The 22,312-nt window shown below is 39.4% G+C and carries 19 protein-coding genes; 14 read left to right on the forward strand and 5 right to left on the reverse strand.

Features of this window, described 5'->3' with window-relative positions; translation table 11 throughout:
• The 4 genes from ACSHXM_RS06685 to ACSHXM_RS06700 form a co-directional block, all read left to right on the forward strand.
• A partial coding sequence (locus tag ACSHXM_RS06685; protein ID WP_435688003.1) for a hypothetical protein occupies positions 1-102 on the forward strand: 102 nt, incomplete at its 5' end.
• Between the two features lie 769 nt (positions 103-871).
• Positions 872-2,314 carry a polysaccharide lyase family 7 protein gene (locus tag ACSHXM_RS06690; RefSeq protein ID WP_435687970.1) on the forward strand — a complete coding sequence of 481 codons (1,443 nt, stop codon included), beginning with the start codon at positions 872-874 and terminating at the stop codon, positions 2,312-2,314.
• 261 nt (positions 2,315-2,575) lie between these two features.
• Positions 2,576-4,186 carry a phosphoenolpyruvate carboxykinase (ATP) gene (gene pckA, locus ACSHXM_RS06695; RefSeq protein WP_435687971.1) on the forward strand — a complete coding sequence of 537 codons (1,611 nt, stop codon included), beginning with the start codon at positions 2,576-2,578 and terminating at the stop codon, positions 4,184-4,186.
• Positions 4,187-4,399: 213 nt separating this feature from the next.
• Positions 4,400-5,257, forward strand: a complete 858-nt coding sequence (locus tag ACSHXM_RS06700; RefSeq protein ID WP_435687972.1) for a hypothetical protein — start codon at positions 4,400-4,402, stop codon at positions 5,255-5,257.
• Between the two features lie 180 nt (positions 5,258-5,437).
• Here the strand turns inward: ACSHXM_RS06700 and ppc are convergent, their stop codons facing one another.
• On the reverse strand, positions 5,438-8,056 hold the full coding sequence (gene ppc, locus ACSHXM_RS06705; RefSeq protein WP_435687973.1) for a phosphoenolpyruvate carboxylase: 2,619 nt from the start codon (positions 8,054-8,056) through the stop codon (positions 5,438-5,440).
• Between the two features lie 216 nt (positions 8,057-8,272).
• Here ppc and ACSHXM_RS06710 point away from each other — a divergent pair, with 216 nt between their 5' ends.
• The 8 genes from ACSHXM_RS06710 to ACSHXM_RS06745 all read left to right on the forward strand — a co-directional run bounded on the left by ACSHXM_RS06710 (position 8,273) and on the right by ACSHXM_RS06745 (position 15,734).
• Positions 8,273-8,893, forward strand: a complete 621-nt coding sequence (locus ACSHXM_RS06710) for an FKBP-type peptidyl-prolyl cis-trans isomerase (RefSeq protein ID WP_435687974.1) — start codon at positions 8,273-8,275, stop codon at positions 8,891-8,893.
• A gap of 318 nt (positions 8,894-9,211) precedes the next feature.
• A complete protein-coding gene (locus tag ACSHXM_RS06715) occupies positions 9,212-9,751 on the forward strand; it encodes a GNAT family N-acetyltransferase (RefSeq protein WP_435687975.1) in 540 nt (179 codons plus the stop codon).
• 30 nt (positions 9,752-9,781) lie between these two features.
• Positions 9,782-10,186: a hypothetical protein gene (locus ACSHXM_RS06720; protein ID WP_435687976.1), complete on the forward strand. Its 405-nt coding sequence runs from the start codon at positions 9,782-9,784 to the stop codon at positions 10,184-10,186.
• Between the two features lie 187 nt (positions 10,187-10,373).
• Complete coding sequence (locus ACSHXM_RS06725; protein WP_435687977.1) at positions 10,374-11,939, forward strand: SulP family inorganic anion transporter; 1,566 nt, start codon at positions 10,374-10,376, stop codon at positions 11,937-11,939.
• Between the two features lie 163 nt (positions 11,940-12,102).
• A complete protein-coding gene (locus ACSHXM_RS06730; RefSeq protein ID WP_435687978.1) occupies positions 12,103-12,486 on the forward strand; it encodes a response regulator in 384 nt (127 codons plus the stop codon).
• A gap of 51 nt (positions 12,487-12,537) precedes the next feature.
• Positions 12,538-13,665 carry a MalY/PatB family protein gene (locus ACSHXM_RS06735; RefSeq protein WP_435687979.1) on the forward strand — a complete coding sequence of 376 codons (1,128 nt, stop codon included), beginning with the start codon at positions 12,538-12,540 and terminating at the stop codon, positions 13,663-13,665.
• 46 nt (positions 13,666-13,711) lie between these two features.
• Complete coding sequence (locus ACSHXM_RS06740) at positions 13,712-15,013, forward strand: Na+/H+ antiporter NhaC family protein (protein WP_435687980.1); 1,302 nt, start codon at positions 13,712-13,714, stop codon at positions 15,011-15,013.
• A gap of 73 nt (positions 15,014-15,086) precedes the next feature.
• Positions 15,087-15,734: a UPF0149 family protein gene (locus ACSHXM_RS06745; protein WP_435687981.1), complete on the forward strand. Its 648-nt coding sequence runs from the start codon at positions 15,087-15,089 to the stop codon at positions 15,732-15,734.
• A 96-nt stretch (positions 15,735-15,830) separates the two neighbouring features.
• Here the strand turns inward: ACSHXM_RS06745 and ACSHXM_RS06750 are convergent, their stop codons facing one another.
• The 4 genes from ACSHXM_RS06750 to ACSHXM_RS06765 form a co-directional block, all read right to left on the reverse strand.
• The gene (locus tag ACSHXM_RS06750) at positions 15,831-17,111 is read right to left on the reverse strand and encodes a PepSY-associated TM helix domain-containing protein (protein WP_435687982.1); all 1,281 of its coding nucleotides are present in this window, start codon (positions 17,109-17,111) and stop codon (positions 15,831-15,833) included.
• A 15-nt stretch (positions 17,112-17,126) separates the two neighbouring features.
• Positions 17,127-19,145 carry a TonB-dependent receptor family protein gene (locus tag ACSHXM_RS06755; RefSeq protein WP_435687983.1) on the reverse strand — a complete coding sequence of 673 codons (2,019 nt, stop codon included), beginning with the start codon at positions 19,143-19,145 and terminating at the stop codon, positions 17,127-17,129.
• A gap of 83 nt (positions 19,146-19,228) precedes the next feature.
• The gene (locus tag ACSHXM_RS06760) at positions 19,229-19,603 is read right to left on the reverse strand and encodes a hypothetical protein (protein ID WP_435687984.1); all 375 of its coding nucleotides are present in this window, start codon (positions 19,601-19,603) and stop codon (positions 19,229-19,231) included.
• 136 nt (positions 19,604-19,739) lie between these two features.
• Positions 19,740-20,354: a DUF2799 domain-containing protein gene (locus ACSHXM_RS06765; RefSeq protein ID WP_435687985.1), complete on the reverse strand. Its 615-nt coding sequence runs from the start codon at positions 20,352-20,354 to the stop codon at positions 19,740-19,742.
• Between the two features lie 158 nt (positions 20,355-20,512).
• On the opposite strand from ACSHXM_RS06765, the gene yaaA reads away from it, so the two are divergent.
• Together yaaA and ACSHXM_RS06775 are read left to right on the forward strand one after the other, a co-directional pair.
• A complete protein-coding gene (gene yaaA, locus ACSHXM_RS06770) occupies positions 20,513-21,289 on the forward strand; it encodes a peroxide stress protein YaaA (RefSeq protein WP_435687986.1) in 777 nt (258 codons plus the stop codon).
• Positions 21,290-21,399: 110 nt separating this feature from the next.
• Positions 21,400-22,065: a putative glycoside hydrolase gene (locus tag ACSHXM_RS06775; RefSeq protein WP_435687987.1), complete on the forward strand. Its 666-nt coding sequence runs from the start codon at positions 21,400-21,402 to the stop codon at positions 22,063-22,065.
• Positions 22,066-22,312 lie beyond the last annotated feature (247 nt).

Raw genomic sequence — 22,312 nt, forward strand, 5'->3', positions numbered from 1 at the left:
GAACTTATCAACCCAATCGCGATGGACGAAGGTTTACGCTTCGCAATCCGTGAAGGTGGCCGTACAGTAGGTGCGGGCGTTGTTGCTAAGATTTTAGACTAATATCTAAAACTAGTTACTCAAGAAAGGTCACTTAGGTGGCCTTTTTTATTGCCCGCAGCTTTTGTACGGTACCCTGAGTGGATACCTCCGTGACAAAATCGTCGGGAACGATTTTGAACAGCCGAAGGCTGGCCCCGAAGGGGTGAAAGGCAGGATGCCTGGAATAACGTGGCCAGTTGGCGCCGGCGTAGTAGCGAAGATTCTTGACTAATATTTAGTTATTGATTGAAGAAAAGGTCACTTAGGTGGCCTTTTTTATTGCCCGCAGCTTTTGTACGGTACCCTGAGTGGATACCTCCGTGACAAAATCGTCGGGAATGATTTTGAACAGCCGAAGGGGTGAAAGGCAGGATGCCTGGAATAACGTGGCCGTACAGGCCGATAATTGCGTCCCTGCATGATCGGCATTTCCGCAATCCCTTGCGGTCATATCTGCGGGTGTTGTTGCTAAGATTTTAGACTAGTCTAAAACTAGTTACTCAAGAAAGGTCACTTAGTTGGCCTTTTTTATTGCCCGTAGCTTTTGAACAGTACCCTGAGCTGATACCTTCTCAATTCTTTTTTCCAAATCCTAATATTACCTAAACAGACAAAATGTAAGTCATATGTTTACCAATTTGTAATAATTTTTATTTTTGTTGTTACCAATTTGTTATTTTGGTAATATTTATTTAATTACCAATTGGTTTGGGTTTATTTGGTGGACGTAAAGTCTTTGCTAAATGGCTTCTTATTATCCTTCGTCTATTTTTAATCTTAGGTCATTTTTATGTTTCGTAATTCGTCACTTTATAAAGTCATGTTTTCATTACCTTTTATATTGCTTACTGCTTGTGGTGGTGGAGGGTCCCTTGTTAGTGATATACCTAAAGCAACTCCACCAGTCGAAGTTCCTCCAGTCGTCGTTGAGCCAGAGGCTCCGATAGTAGGTTGTCAAAATGAACAATATGCCATTTCAGCAGTCACTGATGATGGAACCTTCGACGGTGATTATGAACCTAAGAATGCGATAGATGGCGACACGAGTTCAGACTCTAGATGGTCGTCGTTAGGTACGGCTAATTCACTTGTTTTAGATTTAGGTAGTGATAAAAGTGTCGGGTCTTTAAAAATAAAGTGGCATGATGGGCCTTCCAGACAAGCGAATTTTGAAGTGCAAACATCAACTGACAATAATGCTTGGAACGATGTATTAAAAGAAGGTGTGTCTAGCGGAAAACATAGTGGTTTTGAGCAAGTAGACTTAACCGAAAGTGTGGCTCGTTATATAAAAATACTGGGTTTAGGTAATAACTTAAATGATTGGAACAGTATCGTTGAGGTAGAAGCGCATAGTTGTGAAGGTGCTGATGGCCAAATTATTGATGAATTCCCAAATGAACTTGGAATTGAGCTCATTGATTGGTACTTAAGTGTGCCAACAGATGAAGACAATAATGGTAAATCCGATTCTATCAAAGAAATAGATCTAGCAGCTGGTTATACCAATTCAGAGTTTTTTTACGCGTCTGCAGATGGCGGTATAGTGATGCGTTCTCCTAGTTATGGATTCAAAACGTCTACCAATACTAAATATGTGCGAGTTGAATTAAGAGAAATGTTACGCCGCGGAAACACTGGCTACAGTACTCAAGGGGTCAATAAAAATAATTGGGTGTTTGGCAGTACGTCGGGGACAGCGCAGGCTAATGCAGGTGGTGTTGACGGGGAGTTAAATGTAACTTTGGCTGTGAACGAAGTGACTACGACAGGAGAAAATTATCAAATTGGCCGTTTGGTTATAGGACAAATTCACGCTAATGATGATGAACCTATCCGTTTGTATTATCGAAAACTACCCGGAAACGATAAAGGTTCGATCTATTTTGCTCACGAAAGTCGTGTGGAAAATGCCGATGAAGTCTACATAGAAATGATAGGTTCAAGAGATAACAGTGCGTCTAATCCCGCTGACGGTATTGCATTAAACGAAAGGTTTAGTTATCGCATAAATGTAGAGTCTAATTTATTAACTGTAACCATTATTCGTGAAGGCAAAGATGACGTTGTGGCGACACATGACATGAGCGACAGTTTGTTTGATCAAGATGATCAATATCAATATTTCAAAGTGGGTGTATATCATCTCAACAACAGTAGCGACGATGAATTTGCCCAAGCTACATTTTATGAAATAAGAAATAGCCACTCTGGATATGCTGACAGTGAGTAACCCTTAGAACTCACATTATTCATTTTTACAATATTGAATCTCAAAAATGGGCGCCGAACTTCGGCGCCTTTTTTGTGGTTACAGACTGGTATTAGCATCAAAATTTTGAAGACTGTGAATGCATACGAATTCAATTAATTAAACGTGTTGAGTATATGTGTTAATCCCACTAGTAGTCTAAGATTATAAGGGGAAGCAACAAGGTCAACAGGCCATAATTTAATGCTCAATTTTTCCTCCATACCACTGAGGTTAATTAACATGAAAGCAAAAATAGATTTATCAAGATATGGCATCCAGCAAGCAAATAATATTGTCTATAATCCTTCTTATGAACAGCTCTTTATTGAAGAGACATCGCCAGAATTGGTTGGATATGAAAAAGGTCAAATCACAGAGTTAGGCGCGGTGAATGTACATACAGGAATATATACTGGCCGTTCACCTAAAGATAAATATATCGTCCGAGATGATTCAACCATAGAACACTTATGGTGGAATAGTCAGCAAGCTCCAAACGACAACAAACCAATCACGCCAGAACTTTGGCAAGATCTGAAACAAGTCGTTACTGATCAGTTGTCAGGGCAGCGATTGTTTGTTGTGGATACCTTTTGTGGAGCAAATCCCAAGGTTCGAATGAAAGTACGATTTGTTGTAGAGGTTGCTTGGCAAGCACATTTTGTGATGAATATGTTTATTCGACCTACTCCTGAAGAGTTGGAGGACTATGGAGAGCCTGATTTTGTGGTGTTAAATGGATCGAAAACCACTAACCCTAATTGGCAACAACAGGGATTAAATTCGGAAGTGTTTACGGTTTTTAACCTTACTGAAAAAATGCAAATTATAGCCGGCACTTGGTATGGCGGAGAAATGAAAAAGGGCATGTTTGCGATGATGAATTATTATCTGCCTCAAAAAGATATGGCAGCTATGCATTGTTCTGCAAACGTTGGTGAAAATGGAGAGACCGCAATTTTTTTTGGGTTATCAGGCACGGGTAAAACCACCTTGTCTACGGACCACAGGCGAAAACTAATCGGTGATGACGAACACGGTTGGGACGATGAAGGGGTCTTTAATTTTGAAGGGGGCTGTTATGCTAAAACGATTGCTCTAGATAAAGAAGCTGAGCCTGATATTTACCATGCGATCCGCAGAGACGCATTATTAGAAAATGTAACCGTGGACGCTAACGGTAAAATTGATTTTGACGACGACTCAGTGACGCAGAACACACGTGTCTCTTACCCGATATACCATATCGATAATATTGTTAAACCCGTGTCTAAAGCTGGTCACGCCAAAAAAGTCATTTTTCTAACCGCGGATGCATTTGGAGTCTTGCCACCAGTATCTAAGCTCACTCATGATCAAGTTAAGTATCATTTTTTGTCAGGTTTTACGGCAAAATTAGCTGGTACAGAGCGAGGAGTAACAGAGCCTCAGCCCACTTTTTCAGCGTGTTTTGGTAAGGCATTTTTAACTCTTCACCCAACTAAGTATGCCGACGTATTGGTGAAGCGGATGGATGCCGTGGGAGCAACAGGATATCTAGTGAACACAGGATGGAACGGCAGCGGTAAACGTATATCAATAAAAGATACTCGGGCCATCATAGATGCCATATTGGATGGCTCAATTGAAAAGGCCGAAACTCAAATAATTCCAATTTTTAATCTCGCGGTTCCGCTAAGCTTGCATGATTGTGATGACCGCATTTTGGATCCCCGTAATACCTATCAACATCAAGATGAATGGCTCAAAAAAGCCACGGATTTAGCCAGCCTGTTTATAGATAATTTTAAGCAGTTTACAGACAGTGAAGAAGGAAAAAAGCTGGTTTCATCTGGGCCAATTTTAAAATAGTTAAACTATGCGTCATTGAAAATAAACTGACTTGTAGGCATGTAAAAAGTCAGTTTATTACCGTCGGTTAATAGCCATCCAACATGAACTCTTAGCTTTAGCCTTTACTCACTGCGTAAATTATCAGTAAAGGCCTTTGACTAATCAATGTAATGCTTTAAAAATCTAGTCCGTTGATTTTCAGCGCCATAAAATTAGGGAATTGTTGTTACTATGTCAAACCGTAGAAAACTAGTCGCCATTGTCTTGGCCTATTGTATTTCATCCAATGTATCTGCCTCTTCAGAAACCTTTAGCTTTAAAAAAGGCAAACTTGTTTATTCACAAGATTTTAATGACGGAAACCGAAAACTTTGGACAGGCGGAAAAATACACGACGGAAAATTAAGTTTAGCTACCCCAGCCAATGCTGGGCATGGCGCAACAGCTAGGTTATCAATGGTAAGTGATTGGACGGCTTATCAAACGCCAGAAAAGAGAACACAAGCGAAACAGTTAGTGCCAAATGACATCACTAATAGCATTATTGAGTTTGATTTTAAATTTGTAAAAGGTAGTCGATTTAACATAGTCATTGATGATGTTTACTCCAAGACATATACCCATGCTGGGCATGTTTGTCGAGCGCAAATAGGCACCAAGTTTTTTAAAATTGAAGATGACATTCGTGGCCAATTTGGTTTGCGACAAATAGAAAAAACACAAACTAAAGAAATGTTTGAAAAAGTGAAACGTTCTCATTACCCCGTTAAAAATATAGTCGTACACGAAAAGCACTCACTGGATATGCATAAATGGTATTCAGTGAGGTTGGTGATGCTAGATACCAAAATGGCTCTGTACTTAGGTGAGAAAGGAGATGAACCTAAGTTACTAGGAGTGCTTGATTCTGCTGGCAAAGTAGAGGGCTTTTTACCTCAACCAACAGTTGCTCATGGAGCAGAAATCAATAGGGAAGATCAACAACCAAGAGGATTGGGTCACTTCAAGTCAAAGTGGGGATTTACCACACCACAAGAAGGTGAAACCTTGTTTGATAATATTAGAATTTATGCGGTGACGCCGAGATAAACTGTATTGGTATAAGGCGGAGTTTAAAGAATAAAGCCACACTAATTTAGTGTGGCTTTTGATTAAGCGAGCATTTATTTGGGTATAGTCAATCACTCGTCCATGATGATCCTCATCCGGCTTTTGCTTCCTTGCAAAACCATAAAGTCAGACGCAGCGTTGCTGCTAAAGATACTGACTTTATCCCGTATTTCGCATACCTACTGCTATACCGGCTATGGTTACCATCATCGCGCGCTCTAGAGTCGGATCGTGTTCGTCGCCCAACTCACGAATTCTACTTAATAGTTCAATTTGTAAGTAGTGTAACGGCTCTAGGTAACTGGCTCGAATATTCATGGAAACGGCGCCTTTAGGATCACTTTGCATGACGGAGTCTTGCTTAAGCAACTTGAGTAATAAGTCTATGCTAAGTTGCAATTCATCACGCAGAGCGTCTCCAAAGTGTCTTAATTCTTGTGGTACTAATCTTTGATCATATTCGTGGCTTATTCTCGGGTCCGCTTTAGCGAACACCATGTCTAACATAGATAAGCGTGAATTAAAGAAAGGCCAGTTAGCCAACATATCAGCTATAGTATCTTGGCTGCCATTATCAAGAGAGCTTTGTACGGCTTTCATTACACCTAACCAGGAAGGTAAAACCATGCGAGTTTGTGCCCAAGCAAAAATCCAAGGAATGGCACGTAAACTTTCAATCCCACCAGTGGGTTTACGTTTAGCTGGGCGACTACCTAAGGGCAGTTTTCCAAGTTCTTGTTCTGGGGTCGCGACTCTAAAATAAGGTACAAAGTTTTCGTCATGGCGTACTATATTGCGGTAATTGTCGCGTCCATCTGCAGCCATTTTCACTATCGCATCACGCCAAGCTTGTTTTGGAGCCGGCGGTGGTAATACTAACGCTTCTAATATTGCGCTGGCATACAAGCTTAAACTGCGTTGAGCTAAAATCGGCATACCAAATTTATAACGAATCGTTTCACCTTGTTCAGTGACTCTGAATCCGCCAGTCAAAGAACCTGGTGGTTGCGATAATATTGCCGCATGGGCTGGTAAACCACCACGTCCAATAGTGCCGCCTCTACCGTGGAATAAGGTTAATTCCACATCATTGGCTTCGGCAAGCGCCACTAGTGCTTCTTGAGACTCATATTGGGCCCAACCAGCTGCCATGGCGCCAGCATCTTTAGCAGAATCTGAATAACCAATCATCACGTATTGGTGACCTTGAATGTAACCGCGGTACCAATCCACAGATAAAAGTTTACTGATTACATTGGAGGCTTGATTTAAATCATCTAAAGTTTCAAATAAAGGTGCAACAGGCATTGGCCAATCTACACCTAACTCTTTTAACAGCAATATCACGCTGAGTACATCAGACGGTAGGCTCGCCATAGAAATAATATAAATGCCAAAACCATGTGGACTATTTTCGGCAATCACTTTACAGGTATCTAATACCTCTTGAACATCTTCACTGGGGTTCCAAGCTGAAGGAAAAAGTGGTCGTTTAGAGCTTAATTCTTTCAATAAAAATGCTTGTTTGTCCTCTTCACTCCACTGTCCATAGTCACCCATACCTAGATAACGAGTGAGTTCAGAAAATACATCTGAATGCCTTTCTGAATCTTGACGTACATCTAACTTTAACAAATGCACGCCAAAGCAGTGCACGCGACGTATGGTATCTAGTAGGTGGCCATTAGCCGTGACTGACATGCCACAAGCTTGTAGTGATTCATAACATGTCATTAAAGGAGTCAGAAGTTGGTCTTTATCTGTAATCCAATTTACTTGATCGACTACATTGCCATCTAGTTTGTCGATTATGCCTTCTTGGGTTTTTTTCAGTTTGTCTAATAAAGGTCTTAATAGAGCACGGTATGGCTCTAAAGTATCACCAACTAAGGCACGTAAATTGTCATCGCAGTCACCCATAGATAATTCAACTTGCAAAAAGTCTATATCTTTAGCAAAAAGTTTTGCGGCTCGTTTTCTGGCAAGTAATAAGACCTGTTCCGTCACTGTTGATGTTACAAATGGATTGCCGTCTCGGTCCCCTCCCATCCAAGAACCTAAGGTCACGGGTGAGGCATCAAGTGGAAAAGATACGCCATACTTGTCGTTAAAGCGACTGTCTAGTTCTCGAATGAATTCTGGTATGGCTTCCCACAGTGAGTTTTCAATCACAGAAAAGCCCCAACGTGCTTCGTCTACTGGTGTAGGGCGAATGGTACGAATTTCTTCGGTATGCCAAGCTTGGCTGATCAAATCTGCAATGCGGGTTTCAATTTTATTACGTTGAACAGGATTGATTGCCGAGGCATGGACGTCACTTAAACATTTAGCTAATTCACTGTGTTTATGGATTAATGTGCGTCGTGTCACTTCTGTTGGATGTGCTGTCAGAACTAAATTGATATCAAGCTTTTGTACTGCTTGTTCAAACGTATCAGCCTCAATATCGGCTTGATCAAGGTGACTAAATAAATTATCAATTGAGTCATCTTGGTCATTATTACTGTTAAATTCTTGTTCAGCGATATTGGCTAAGTTTAGAAATTGAGCAAAGGCTCTACCTACAGTCAGTAAGTCTTCATTTGGCAATTCAGTAAAAAGCTGCTTTACACGATCAGCTGATTCTTGATCACCTTTATAGGCTAGTCTACCGTCTTTACGAACCGATTCGATCCTTTCTACCCATTCTTCACCTAGTTGGTCTTTTATAGTTTCACCTAAAACAACACCTAAATTACGAACAGTTTCAATCAGTTGAGAGTCAAGATTTTGTGACATATTAGGCTCCAATGTTTTTTAGTAAAAAGATAAGATACTCATATGCTCAGCATTTGTCTAAACCAATAGTAAATGGCTTATTAACTTTTTTTATAGTAGTTCAATATTTGAACATTGAACTAAGTGGTGAAAGCAAGTTTCGCTCTGTGCTATACTCCTGCCACTTTTTTTGAGGTTACCCTAAGCGTGACCAAATAATATTTATTAGGAGCAAGTGTGTCAGATAAATTCACAACAGTAGAAACTCAAGCGAGTTATGGTATCGGTTTACAAATGGGCGAGCAATTAGCTGGTAACCCTTTTGACGGATTAGATATTTCAGCAGTACAAGAAGGCCTTGCTGATGCTTTCGCTAAAAAAGAAGCACAAGTCGATAACGATGCTCTACGTGAAGCGTTCAACCAAATTCACCAACGTATGCAAGCGGCAAAAGCTGAACAATTTGCTCCAGTGATTGCTGAAGGCGAAGCTTACTTAGCAGAAAATGCTAAGCGTGAAGAAGTAACAGTAACTGAAAGTGGTCTTCAATATGAAGTTATCACTCAAGGTGACGGCGAAACACCTTCGTTAACTTCAACAGTACGTACTCACTACCACGGTACTTTACTAGATGGCAGTGTTTTTGATAGCTCTTATGACCGTGGTCAACCTGCAGAATTCCCAGTAAATGGCGTAATCAAAGGTTGGACTGAAGCGCTACAATTTATGAAAGTGGGTACTAAGCTTAAGCTTCACGTACCTTCTGAGTTAGCTTACGGCGAGCAAGGTGCTGGTGGTGCAATTGGACCACACGCTACTTTAGTATTTGATGTTGAGTTGTTAGATATCATTGCTTAGTTAATCGCTATTATTAAAAAAAGGTCGGCAAAGCCGACCTTTTTTATGCGTGTTTAAAAGTATGCGCTACGTCCTTTGGTGCGCTTCCTTTATTATTCACTTCGTTCATCGTCATCCTTGACGTATTTTAAACGACATCCATGTCGCTCAACTGGGCGAAGCCGTGCTGCTAAAGAGTTCAGTTTCATCCTACAAAAATATGCAGATTATTTGCGAACATAGAGCCGGGGTGAATCAAGGGCATCGGCGTTGCCGCATTTCCCAATTGAGACAAGTTGATAGCTAAGAAAATCTTTGTGTTGTAATGAGTTATTGCCTATGTCTAAAATAGGTAAAATTTATATACGTATACAGCTTGTGTTTAAACAAGGGCTTTTATGTTTTGAAAATGGTGTTAGCGTTCAAGGGGAGCTTGTGCAAATTCGGGTAGCTGAAAAAAATGATGTAATTCAAATTAATAGCCTTGTTGCTTCACTTTCAGGTTTTTATTTAAATAATCCAAAACATGAAATACCTGAATGGTTCGAGCAAACACTTACTAGTAGTGAATTATTAAGGCGTGTAGAAGACTCAGAATATTCAAATTTTGTTTATGAAATAAGCGATGAAATAGTTGGATACATTGCAATGAAAGGAAATAGCCATTTATTTCATCTTTTTGTGTCAGAGAAACATCAGGGTAAAGGGATATCAAGAGAGCTTTGGGAGTATGCAATTAATGTATGTGTGTCTAATGTCTATACACTTAGATCATCGCTATTTGCAATTCCAGTATATAAAAAGTTTGGGTTTATTGAGTCTGATGTTGCAGGTGAAAAAGATGGTATAGGTTTTCAACCAATGGAATTACACGTATAAAATGCTAACAAGTCACAAAAGTAGGAACTGATGTACAAATCTATTATCACAGGCTTAATGTTTACAGCGTTTATAACGAATGCTAATGAAAATGAAGTGTTGAATGTTGATCGCTCAGTATCTAAACACATTGAATTTTCTTTTCCTAATAACAAAGGCATAAGGCCAAAGCATAGTGACTTTGAGTTAATCAATTATGTCATTATGAGTAACGATCTTGGTGAGCGTTGGGCTGTTCTTACATTAACAAATACCTCTAGTGGAAACAGAGTGTTGGAGCAAGATCATATCATGGCTACTTTCGCAAACGGTGTAAGGAAAAGTCCATTAGAATTTAAGTTAAACTTTGGCGGTAATGAAATCCAATCCATTACAGTTTCGTTTGGCGAAAGTAAGTTTCCTATTCTTTCAATCCAAGCTGAAACAGAAATATAACAAGTAAACCTTAGAAAGGACTGAGGTTGAAATACAAGGCTGCCTTTAAGCACAGTTGATTCTGTTACGAACTGATGATCGCAATTATTGTGCTATTTATTCACTATTTAACAATCTGTTAAAAGAAATGCTGGTTAATTTCTGCTAGAATCCGCGCCTAATTTTTGAACACATAATGGGAATCCAAATGTTTGATTTGATTACCAGTAAAGACAGTAACGTGAAAAATGACGTATTGTCTGGTATTACGGTGGCTTTGGCTTTAGTGCCAGAGGCCGTTGCTTTTGCTTTTGTGGCAGGCGTAGAGCCAATGGTTGGTTTGTATGCTGCGTTTATGATGGGGTTAATTACCTCTATTGCTGGTGGTAGACCTGGGATGATTTCTGGTGCCACAGGTGCAACTGCTGTTGTTATGGTGGCATTGGTTGCTCAGTATGGTATTCAATATTTATTTGCTGCTGTTTTGTTAGCGGGTTTACTGCAAATGTTAGCTGGGGTGTTTAAGTTAGGTAAGTTTATCCGACTGGTTCCTTACCCGGTTATGTTAGGTTTCGTAAATGGTTTAGCTATAGTCATTTTTCTGGCCCAATTAGGCCAATTTAAGATTTTAGATAGCTTTGGTAACCTGCAATGGATGCAAGGTGAAATGATGTACATCATGCTTGGTCTAGTGTTATTGACCATGGCTATTATCTTCTTTTTACCTAAGTTAACCACAGCTGTTCCTGCTTCATTGGTGGCGATTGTTGGTGTGACCGCTTTGGTTCATGGCTTAGATTTAGAAGCTAGAACTGTAATTGATTTTGTACGTGATATGTTGCCTGAAGACCAAAAAGCAGGTGCCACTTTAGCGGGTGAATTACCTACATTTTCTATTCCTATGGTGCCATTTACTTTTGAAACCCTGTATATCATTTTGCCTACAGCTGTGATTATTGCCCTGATTGGTTTAATTGAATCATTGTTAACGTTGTCTTTGATAGATGAAATGACAGACACCCGTGGTCAAGGTAACAGAGAGTGTTTAGGCCAAGGTCTTGCTAATACTGTAAACGGATTCTTTGGCGGTATGGGTGGTTGTGCCATGATCGGTCAAAGCATGATTAATATTAACTCTGGTGGACGTGGGCGTTTATCTGGTATTACGGCTGCTGTTGTTTTATTAGGCTTTATTTTGTTTGCCGCACCATTAATCGAAATGATCCCACTTGCTGCATTGGTTGGCGTAATGTTTATTGTGGTCATTGGTACCTTTGAGTGGGCATCTTTTAGAATTATTCGTGGTGTAAACAAAGAAGATGCATTTGTATTGTTTTTAGTCACAGGTATTACTGTTATTGCTGATTTAGCGATTGCTGTCGTCGTCGGTGTGATTGTGTCCGCCTTAGTTTTTGCTTGGAAACACGCAACACACATTCATGCTAAAACGCATGATGATAAAGATGGCTGGAAGGTATATGAGCTTGAAGGGCCATTGTTTTTTGGTTCTGTATTACATTTTAAGGAGTTGTTTGACCCGCAGAATGACCCACAAGATGTGGTTATTGATTTTAACGAATCAAGAGTGTGGGATTCTTCTGGTGTAGATGCGATTGATAGCTTAGCCGACAAGTACAAAGAACAAGGTAAAAAGTTACACATTAGGCATATTAGCCCTGAATGTCGTGAGTTGATGACAAAAGCGCAAGAGTACGTAGAGATGAATCTAAACGAAGATCCTAGGTATCATGTTGCGTCTAACAAATTAGGTTAGCACTTAATAATTTAATTGAGTAATGATCACAAAACGTGAGGCATTTTTGATTGCTTAGGCTAGAGTAATGATATAAATGTTAAGCGTTTTGTTGACTTTGACTAGATCATATTGCGCTTAATATATGTAGAAAAATGGAAATAATAGTTATAAGGATAGGCCAATGTACGATAGCAATATCTTAATTATTGATGATGACACAGTTACTTTAGAGTTACTGCAAGTCGTGTTGGAGGAAATTACCTCAGGCACAATCATCAGTTATTCAGATAGCATAAAAGCATTAGCTTTTGTTAAATCAACTGAAATGGCTTCAGTAAATTTAGTCGTGTGTGATTGGTTAATGCCTGATGTCAGTGGTTTACAGATATTGGCTGCGCTTAGAGAACAGTATCCAGACTGCCCATTTTTAATGTTGACAGCCAATGCAACTAAAGAATTAGTAGTGGACTCTATGCGTTTAGGTGCGACTGATTTTATTGTGAAACCTTTTCATACTAATAATTTATTAGGTAAAGTAGAACGCTTAATCAGAGATGCTGATTAACTCTCAGTTACCATCCGCAGTAATTTAACCTTTAATTTAAGTGATATTTGCATGCAGTTTGACCAAATAATCGATAGAAAACCAACATATTCATTCAAATGGGAAAAATACAAAGGCAAAGATATATTACCTTTGTGGGTGGCAGACACCGAGTTTAAATGTGCTCAGCCTATTTTAGACGCACTGCATGCTCGCACTGAACATGGATTAATGGGTTATACATTACCAGCTCATCACGAAGCGGCAAATCAGGCTGTAGTTAGCTGGTTGGCTCGTCAATATGGTTGGGAAATTTCAGCTGATTGGATCGTTTGGACTCCAGGCGTGGTGCCGGCCTTTAATGTGGCGTGTAAAGCTTATTGCCAACCAGGTGATAAGGTGATGATACAAACCCCCAATTACCCACCACTACTCGCTGCTCCAAAAATTAATGGTTTAGAACGTGTCGATATTGGTACTGTGCAAGAAGAAGGTCGTTGGACGATTGATTTTGAAGAGTTAGAAAAGCAAGCCGCAGATCCAGCCGTTAAATTATTTGTTGTTTGTAATCCAATGAATCCAGTAGGTTCTGTACTTAGCGCCCATGAATTACAGCGGATCACCGACATTTGTGTGAAAAATAACGTGACTTTATGTTCTGACGAAATTCATTGTGATTTGATTTTGGATGAAAACGCTAAACATATCCCTGCGGGAAAAGTGCCTGAATTTTCTGGTAAGGTTGTTACCTTAATGGCTGCAAGTAAAACCTTTAATGTGGCTGGGTTAGGTGCGTCATTTGCCATTATTGAAGACCCCAAAACTCGTGCTGAATTTAATACCGCAGCAAAAGGTATTGTGCCTTGGGTGACAGTTTTAGCACTTGAAGCTACTGAAGCTGCTTTTACCTTGTGCGACCAATGGCATGGTGAGTTATTGACATATTTGCGCGGTAACTTAGATTATCTAACTAATGAAATTGAGAGAATCGATGGGTTGGAGTTATTACCTCCACAAGCGACATTTTTAGCTTGGATAGATGCAAGTGGTTTAGGAGTTGATAATCCGCAAAAATATTTTGAAGATAAAGGTGTAGGACCTTCTCCAGGAATTGATTTTGGTGATAAGAACTTCATACGTATCAATTTTGGTTGCCCTCGCTCGGTGTTAGAAGAAGCAATCGCCAGAATTAAAGCTTAATTCCTATTATTTATTTTTTTTGAAATAAAAATTAGACGGTAACAGTATGTCTAAAACAACACCAGTCAGTGCCTTAGGTTTAAGCCCTATACTCTTGTTTGTAGGGCTTGTTGTGGTATCGAGTGTTATCACTCAAGACTTCACCACTATGCCAATTCTTGTGGCTTTTACTATCAGTTCTGCCTACGCTTTTTTACTCAATAGCCCTACTCGCCATTTAACTTTTGCCGACAAAGTAGAAGTGTTTTGTAAGGGCGGGGGCGAAAAAACTATCATACTACTGGCTATGATTTTTTTGTTAGCTGGAGCATTTTATTCGGTAACCATCGACATTGGTGCTAGGGACTCTACAGTCAATTGGGCGCTGCACTATATTCCCACTACTTTTTTATTACCTGGTTTGTTTGTTATTACCTGTTTCATAGCTTTCGCCATGGGCACTTCTATGGGCACAATTACCGCAATTACACCTATTGGAATTGGCTTAGCAAATAGTTTAGGACTACCTGTACCTTTGACTGTGGGGATTGTTGTTGGTGGTGCTATGTTTGGTGATAATTTATCCTTTATTTCAGACACCACTATTGCCGCGACTCAAACTCAAGGTGTGAAGTTAAAAGACAAGTTTAAGGCCAATTTATTTGTGGTGATCCCTGCAGCAATCTTAACCATTATTTTGTTAATGACGGTGAGTTTAGAAGGCAAGGCAGATATATCGCAACAAGACTATGACTTGGGACTAATTGTCCCATATTTAGTGATTATTGTTAGCGCTTTGTGTGGGCTTCATGTAGTCATAGTATTGGGAATTGGGATCTCTACTGCTTGTGTTATTGGGTTATTAAAAGGGATTTTTTCTTTGCCTTCAATGTTACAGAGTATTCAAACTGGTATGAGCTGGATGCAGGACATGGTAGCCATAGCATTGATGATAGGCGGAATTGTTGCCTTGATGAAGTCTTATGGTGGCTTAACATGGTTAATTCAAGGAATACAGAAGCGTGTAAAATCAGCAAAAGGTGCGGAAGCAGGCAGTGCAATATTAGTCAGCTTTTTAGATGTCACAACGGCTAATAACACAATTGCTATCGTCACTGCTGGGCCTATCGCTAAAAGTTTTAGCCAACCGTTTAACGTTGATCCCAAACGAACTGCCAGTATTTTAGATATATTTTCCTGTGGTTTTCAAGGAGTGGTTCCTTATGGCGGCCAGCTGTTAGCTGCGGCAAGTTTAGCTGGCGTCTCGCCTTTCGCATTAACTCCTTATGCTTGGTACCCCATGTTAATCTTACTCTTTGGTTGTTTATCAATTTGGATTGGCTGGCCTAAACTTTCAAAAGTGGATTAATGATTGTGTTCACTGGCAGATACGGTTAATTTTGAGATATGACTGATGAAAGGAAGATTTTCTTTTAATAATTATGACTATCTATGAATCTTCGGCCCACGATACGTTAAGTGAATTATGTGACTCTTTAGCTCTTCGTAATGTGATACATCCTTATGCATTTATTCAAGGGCAAGTTTTTGCTGCCTGCGCTGCACCAGAAATCCCTATGCCAGAAGATTGGCTACCTTGGATCATCAAAACTAAAAATCAATTAACTAGTGTTGAGCAAGCCGATCAACTAACCGATCTATTAGTTAAATTATTACAGTATCAGTTGAAAGATATGAGTGATGAAAAGATTGGGTTACCAAAGGGAGTGGATTTTGATGGTGATACTTCAACTCAAAGTACTTTATCTCTATGGTGTCAGGGCATGTTATTTGGTCATGCACAGTTAGAAGCGGTATGGCAAGATGCATGGGACAAAATGCAAATTAAGCAGCAAGAACAAATGCGCCAATTGCAAAAAGACCTGTCTCATTGTTTATATATGTTTACTACATTCGCTGATATGCCACTTGCTATTAGCCAGGCTGAAAAAAGAGGCAATGATCAATTACGCCAATTATTGCCTAAAATATTTTTGTCTTTTCCAGAAACTTTAAAAACTTATGTGGGATTGTCGGGTAGGTTAGTGGATTTTTTACCTAATCAGTTTGAAACCTTCGAACAAAAATAAATTAATAAACCCGAACTTGGGATAAAAATTCACGGGCATAAACTTAGGATCTTAAAACATTAATAGCCGTTGAGATCCTAGGATGTTTACTCTTGGTCAATCCGAGTTTGAGTTAGTCACGAATTTACCTTTTTGTTCCCACAACCATAACAATAGTAAACTCGCACCAAACATAGGGAACAACAATCCTAAACCGATAATGAAAGCCACTAGAGTTTTATCTACATTAAAACGAGATGGTACTGTGGGAATACTCCAACTGCCTTTGGTTTTTCGCATTAAATAGGACACCAAACCAGCAGTTGTGGCGACGATAAATGCTAAACCAATCATCACCATTATCCACCAATTAGCTGGGCCATATTCTCCTTGGTGCAAACGCATGAACACTTGTCGTAACTCCATTAAGACGCCCACATCATCCCAAGTATAAGACTTAACAATGTTACCGCTGTATTGGTCTAAATGAATAACCTGCTGTTCGTCTAGCCAAAATGCGCGATTAGACAGGCTATAAACACCTGTTTGAGTGGTTGGCAAAATAATTGAAAGTTCACCAGGTAAATTATAGCTTTTACTGATTGTTACCACTTGGTCCAAAGTTAAACTTGTTGGCTGTGTCTTGATTAAATTTGAAGTCAGTCCTTTTGATTCTAGGCCCTTGGAACTGCGCCAATGTTGTGGATAACCGGTATCAGTTTGTGCTTGAACCCATTTTAGTTGGCTGCCAAAAACATCCGTCCACGGCATACCACCGGCTAACACGGCTAACATAACTAAAGATAACCAAAAGCCCGTGACCGCATGTAAGTCTCGCCAAAAAATACGTTTACCTTTGCTGGTGCGAATAAGGAAAAAACCTGCCACACCACTCCCAGCTTTAGGCCACCAAACATACAAGCCCGTGAGAATAAGAACTGCAAACCAGCTAGCAATTAACTCAACCGTTAAGGTGCCAGCTTTACTCAGTAAAATTTCACCATGTAATTTACGTACCGTATACATTAGGGTTTGTTTTTGATCGACCACGCCGGTCACTTCAGCAGTATAAGGATTAACGTACAAGGTGTTTGTTGCCCGGCCTTTTCCTTGAACCTTAAACAGGGTGGCTTGATTGGCTTTACTCGGTAAGGTGACACCCACTATCGGTTTTTGTGTTGATTGTTGTGCCGCCAACAACTGCTGGTTGTAATTTAGCGCGGCAGTGGTAGCGGGCGCTACTTGCATAGTCGACTGATAAACCTGCTGGTTATAGTCGGCCTTAAACAAATAGATCACCCCAGTAATTGCCAATAGCAACATAAATGGAAGTGAGACAAGCCCAGCGATTACATGCCATTTCCACAACCATTGATTGAGTTGTACATTCTTTTTCATGGTATTTATTCTCTTTTAAAAAGTGTAAGAAGCACCGGCGTAAAAAGTACGGCCGTCTATGGTTCTAAATTTCATTTGTCCGCGGCTATAGGTCGCTCTATCTTCCATGGTATCGGTTAGGTTTAATCCATGTAGCCACACACGCCACTGGTCAAACTCGTAATTTAGACGTAGGTTTATGCGATCGCCACGGGTGAATTTTGATTCTGCTGAATTAATCGCGTCAGCAAAATAATGACTATACATATCCGCTTCTAATTCAGCTGACAGACCATCTAGCGGCAACCAAGCAATACGTACATTTAGGTGATGGTCCGGTGAGCGGCGTAATACTTTTCCTGTTAAGTCATCTGCAGCACCTGGCGTGCTTTGCACAAACGAATCGTAGGTATTATCGGTATAGGTATGGGTTAAACCGGCTCTCCATACAGCATTTTTAGGCGTGTATTCAATCACGGTTTCGATACCACTAATATTCACTGCCCCAGCGTTGGTGGTCAATTCGTATTCTTGTTCTGCATTTTCGCCATCTTCACCTATTACTTGGCGTACAAATTCTTGAGTCACTAAGTAGTTAGTTATCGTGTTTTGATAAATGGATGTGTCGTAATGCCAATTATTCCAGTTTCCTCTTAATCCTATTTCAATATTACGAGCTTCTTCGGGTTTAAGATCTGGATTGCCATCTTCCAAGTCAAACAAATGGTCCATATTGGGCGCGTAAAAACCCTCAGATAAACCTAGCCATAACATATTGTCTGGGCTTAATTGATAGGTGATACCTAGCTTGGGTGACACATCAGAAAAGTTAGCCGCCTGAGAGTAAAGGCTAGAGGTAAGTTTAATGTCTTCTTTTCTTAAACCTGCGGTAATTGATACTTTATCGGTAGCATCAATTTGGTATTGGCCAAAATAGGCATTGATCGTTAATCCGTTTTCAAAAGGGGTATATGTTCCCGATAAAGAAGAATCACCACGTTCAAATTGTTTGGTATCTTGCGTTCCGTCGTATCTATCTAAACCCACAATAATATTTGAGTTTTCAAGGTCATGGAGATACATAAGTTTGCCACTGTAGGCGAGGTCATTCTCATCTTGGGGGCCTCTAAATCGAGATTCTCCGACTGTATCTTTTTCCCTCCTAACTAAATTTCCTTCAATCTTTCCTGATTCAAGTAGATGTTCGACTTTTATAGATACCGCAGATTGACTCAGATCAGTTGATGAGCTCAGGCCACCCGCTTGGGTAGGATCTTGTTTCAGCTCCTCAGCGGTTAAATCACCACGAGCATTAACATCTTCGTCTAGATATTCAAACCTAGTACTAATTTTTGTAATGTCTGTTGGATTAAAAATAAGTTTGCCACTGGCTTGTTGGCGATCGCTTTTTGCTTGGTCTCGTAGGCCGTTTAATTGACGAGCATTTAAATCGAAAAAATACCCCACATTATTTACGGTGCCACCTGTATTGACACCGGCTCGAAGACGATTAAAGTCACCAGCTTCTAGCGATATTTTGGTTTCTGGTTTTTTTGGCGCATCACGACTTACCACGTTAATAACCCCACCAAATGCGTTATTTGCATACAATGCTGAAGCAGGCCCTTTAAGCACTTCGACTCGTTGAATATCAGAAGTATTAGTGCGGTCTAATCGTTGGGTAGCCCCTTCATATGGACTTTCTAATGGCACACCATCTAACATTGGAATAGTGTAACTTTTACCCCCATCGGGAATACGTAAATTACGTACTTGGGTTTCACCGGGAATGCGATCCAAAAACTCATCTGGGTCAACAAAACGTAGTCTTTCCATTTCTGCGCGGCCAACCACATGGGAGTTTATGGCTAACTCTTTAAGGCTAATGCCGCCTAAGTCTGCATCTTGGGTATTAGATTTGCCTAATACAGTAATGCTTTCGATAGTGTTGTAGGTGTTCGTTTTTTCTGTTTCTGATATTTCATTGGCGAAGATGCCATTAGAGCTTAAGCCAAGCAAAATTGCGCTGGCAATAAGGTTTAATTTTATTGTCATGAGTACTACTTCTTAAATTACAAATTCAATGAACCAATTGACCAATTAAGGTCAGTTAACATGTGGATAAACTTGAACGTGATTTAAATAAGTGGTGGGGCGCGCGTGTGTGCTGTTTGATAGGGATAGGCGGTATAAGGTTTTTTCGCTAAGGATAAAACATTGGTTTGATAGGCAACTCTCTGAGAAAGAGTCGCAGGATCTTGTTTGGTTTGTTTTTCATGATCGAGAATAAAGCCATAAGCACAATCAATATTGCTAATATCGCTAGGGGCATCCGCTGGTGGATCAATAAAAACTAATTCACCAAGATCATAATAAGCTTGAGTAGAAATCCATTTGAAACTTTTGCCGGTACAAATCATCATTGCATCGTCAGATACAAATTGTTGAGCATTATTCACTTTCCACGACGAAGCCAGCACAGGCGCTGTGCTATTGAATATCAAAGCTAACATTATGAATGCGGCTAAATATTTGCGGATTTTTGTGAATAAGTGCGACAAACTTAAATGATGAATTATTAATTATTAGGCCAACTATCTTACTGTTAAAAATAGTAAGATAGCAAGTATTAGAGAAATTATGTTCTCGCTATAAATATTCTTTGTAACGCCTCAATGCCGATTTATATTTAGCTGTCGCTACATCATATTCTTTTGATAACAAGGGCAATAATTCGAGTATTTCGATTTGTTCTTGTTTGTGAGCCTCAATTTCGTCTCTAATTGTTTTGCGTTGTTCACGGTTGAGTCCGTCAGCAATCATTAATTCGTTTTTTTCTTCTATGGTAATCGTAAGATTGTGGATTTGGGCATCAGCATGTTCGAGTTCCGTCTTACTAATGTTTAGACTTTTCCTTAGGGAATTAAGTTTTTGGCCTTTTGTAAATCCCGCTAAAAACTTGTCCTCGAATATAACTGGGCAGTTACCTTTGTAATTCTTGCCGTCATTGCCACGTGAAAATCCGTTTTTGTTTGTACAAAAACGTTTTGAGCCTTCAAGGTGGCCCTTTCGATATTGGTCTAGATTTGGTGTGACGCCATGTTCTGAGCATTCTTTTCGGTGCTGAGATATACTTGCTTCGTTTCTTCCATATGAACCATCTTCGAAACCTATAATTCGCCAATCGGCCGTCTGGCAGTCATCTTTATCCATATTGGCGCAACCAGAAATTAATAACGTTAAGATTAGACAAGTTTTACGCATAATTTTCCTAAATATTTAATTTTATTGATGAAACTATATCAGGTTAGAAGTTAATGGTGGCTGAACTTAATTCAAAGATTATGACAGAGTTTGCTTGTTATTTTTATCTTACGCCACATATCGTTATTGAATCTTTTTGTAGTTAGGATCTTATTAAAATGTTAGTTGTTATTTCTCCCGCTAAAAACCTCGATTACGATACTCCAGCAACAACTGATGTTTTTACTCAGCCACAAATGTTAGATGACTCGCAAGTATTGATTGAGCGTTGTCGAAAACTCACCCCTGCGAATATTTCGTCTTTGATGAAAATCAGTGATAAGTTGGCCGGATTAAATGCTGACCGGTACGCTAGCTGGCAATTACCTTTCACTACTGACAATGCTAAACAAGCCGTACTTGCCTTTAACGGCGATGTGTATTCAGGACTAGACGCGAATAGTTTTGAGCAAAAAGATTTTGACTATGCTCAACAACATTTACGTATTTTGTCAGGCTTATATGGCTTGTTACGCCCGTTAGATTTAATGCAAGCTTACCGACTAGAAATGGGGACGCGGTTAGATATAGCAGAACATAAAAACTTGTATCAATATTGGGATGACAAGATTACTGGCAAACTCAATCATGCTATTGCTGAACAAGGTGATAACGTATTAGTAAACCTTGCGTCTACTGAATACTTTAAATCAGTTAAACCTAAACTGTTAGATGCTCAGATATTTACCCCGGTATTCCAAGATTGTAAAAATGGTCAATATAAAGTGATTAGCTTTTATGCAAAAAAAGCTAGGGGGCTAATGGCTCGGTATATTGTTCAAAATCGTGTGACAGATATCGCACAATTGAAAAAATTTGATAGTGCGGGTTATCAATTTTCCGCAGATAAAAGCCAAGGAAACAACCTTGTTTTTACCCGTGAAGAACAATCCTAATCTTCACCGAAACAGAATAAATAAAAAATATTTTTAATCTATTGCCGTTAGTCTGGCCCATTTGTTAACATATTGTTAACAAATGGGCGTTAAACTACTCAGGTATGAAAATGTTTTTTGAATTGTTTAAAGGTAAAAGGTTACATTTTTTCAAAGTCGTTAATTTAATCTTTATTTCAATTTGTGTATTTGTTTCCTTTCAAACTGCTGCTAACAGTCAAGCTACCAATCCCAAATACTCCTATTTTATAGACGGCGAACCGGTCGGCAGTTGGAAAGTTGTGTTGTCTGACGAAAATAACTGGATGTTACCTGTTCCTGAAAAAGAAGGGGCTTCGGCTGGCAATCGTTTAAAAATGTCTAGAGCTGAATACAAGGGACCCGATAATGCCGTTGCTTTAAAGTGGGGAAGGAAAAAAGGTAAATCTAGTTTTTCCTTGTATGGTACGGCTATAGATTTGTCTCAATTTGCCGCACGCGGCGCATTAACAATGGAAATCAAAATTAAGAAAAAGCCTAAAGGAGCAGTAACCGTAGGTATGGACTGTGGTTACCCCTGTCGTGGTGAATTAAGCATTCATAAAACCTTACGAAAACTCCCTATTAATGAATGGACAACTTACCCTATTCCAATTAATTGTTTTGCATCGATGGGCTTAGATCTAAGCAAAATTAACGCAATATTCATGTTATCAACCGATAAACCATTTGAAGCTCAAGTTGCCAATATTAGGCTTGAGTTATTACCAGAAGGTTCTCCTACCTGTGCTAAATGAAGGGATAGGATTTTGTGATTGAAATGCGCTGTAAACGCTTTCAATGTATCGAAACTAATTTCATAAATGGAATTATTAGATAAATAATTCAACCAAAATTCCTTTGGAAATAATTTTAAAGGTTAAAGAATTGTTTCAAATGTAAATTTAATTCGATATGCTTGTATGATAACTGTTGATTGAAATCGTTTTCAAGTGCATAGTGAATCACTGAATTTGCTCTAAATGTAATAACTTATATACAAAA

It is taken from the genome of Paraglaciecola sp. (assembly GCF_051252315.1).
In the GTDB taxonomy this organism is placed as follows: Bacteria; Pseudomonadota; Gammaproteobacteria; order Enterobacterales; family Alteromonadaceae; genus Paraglaciecola.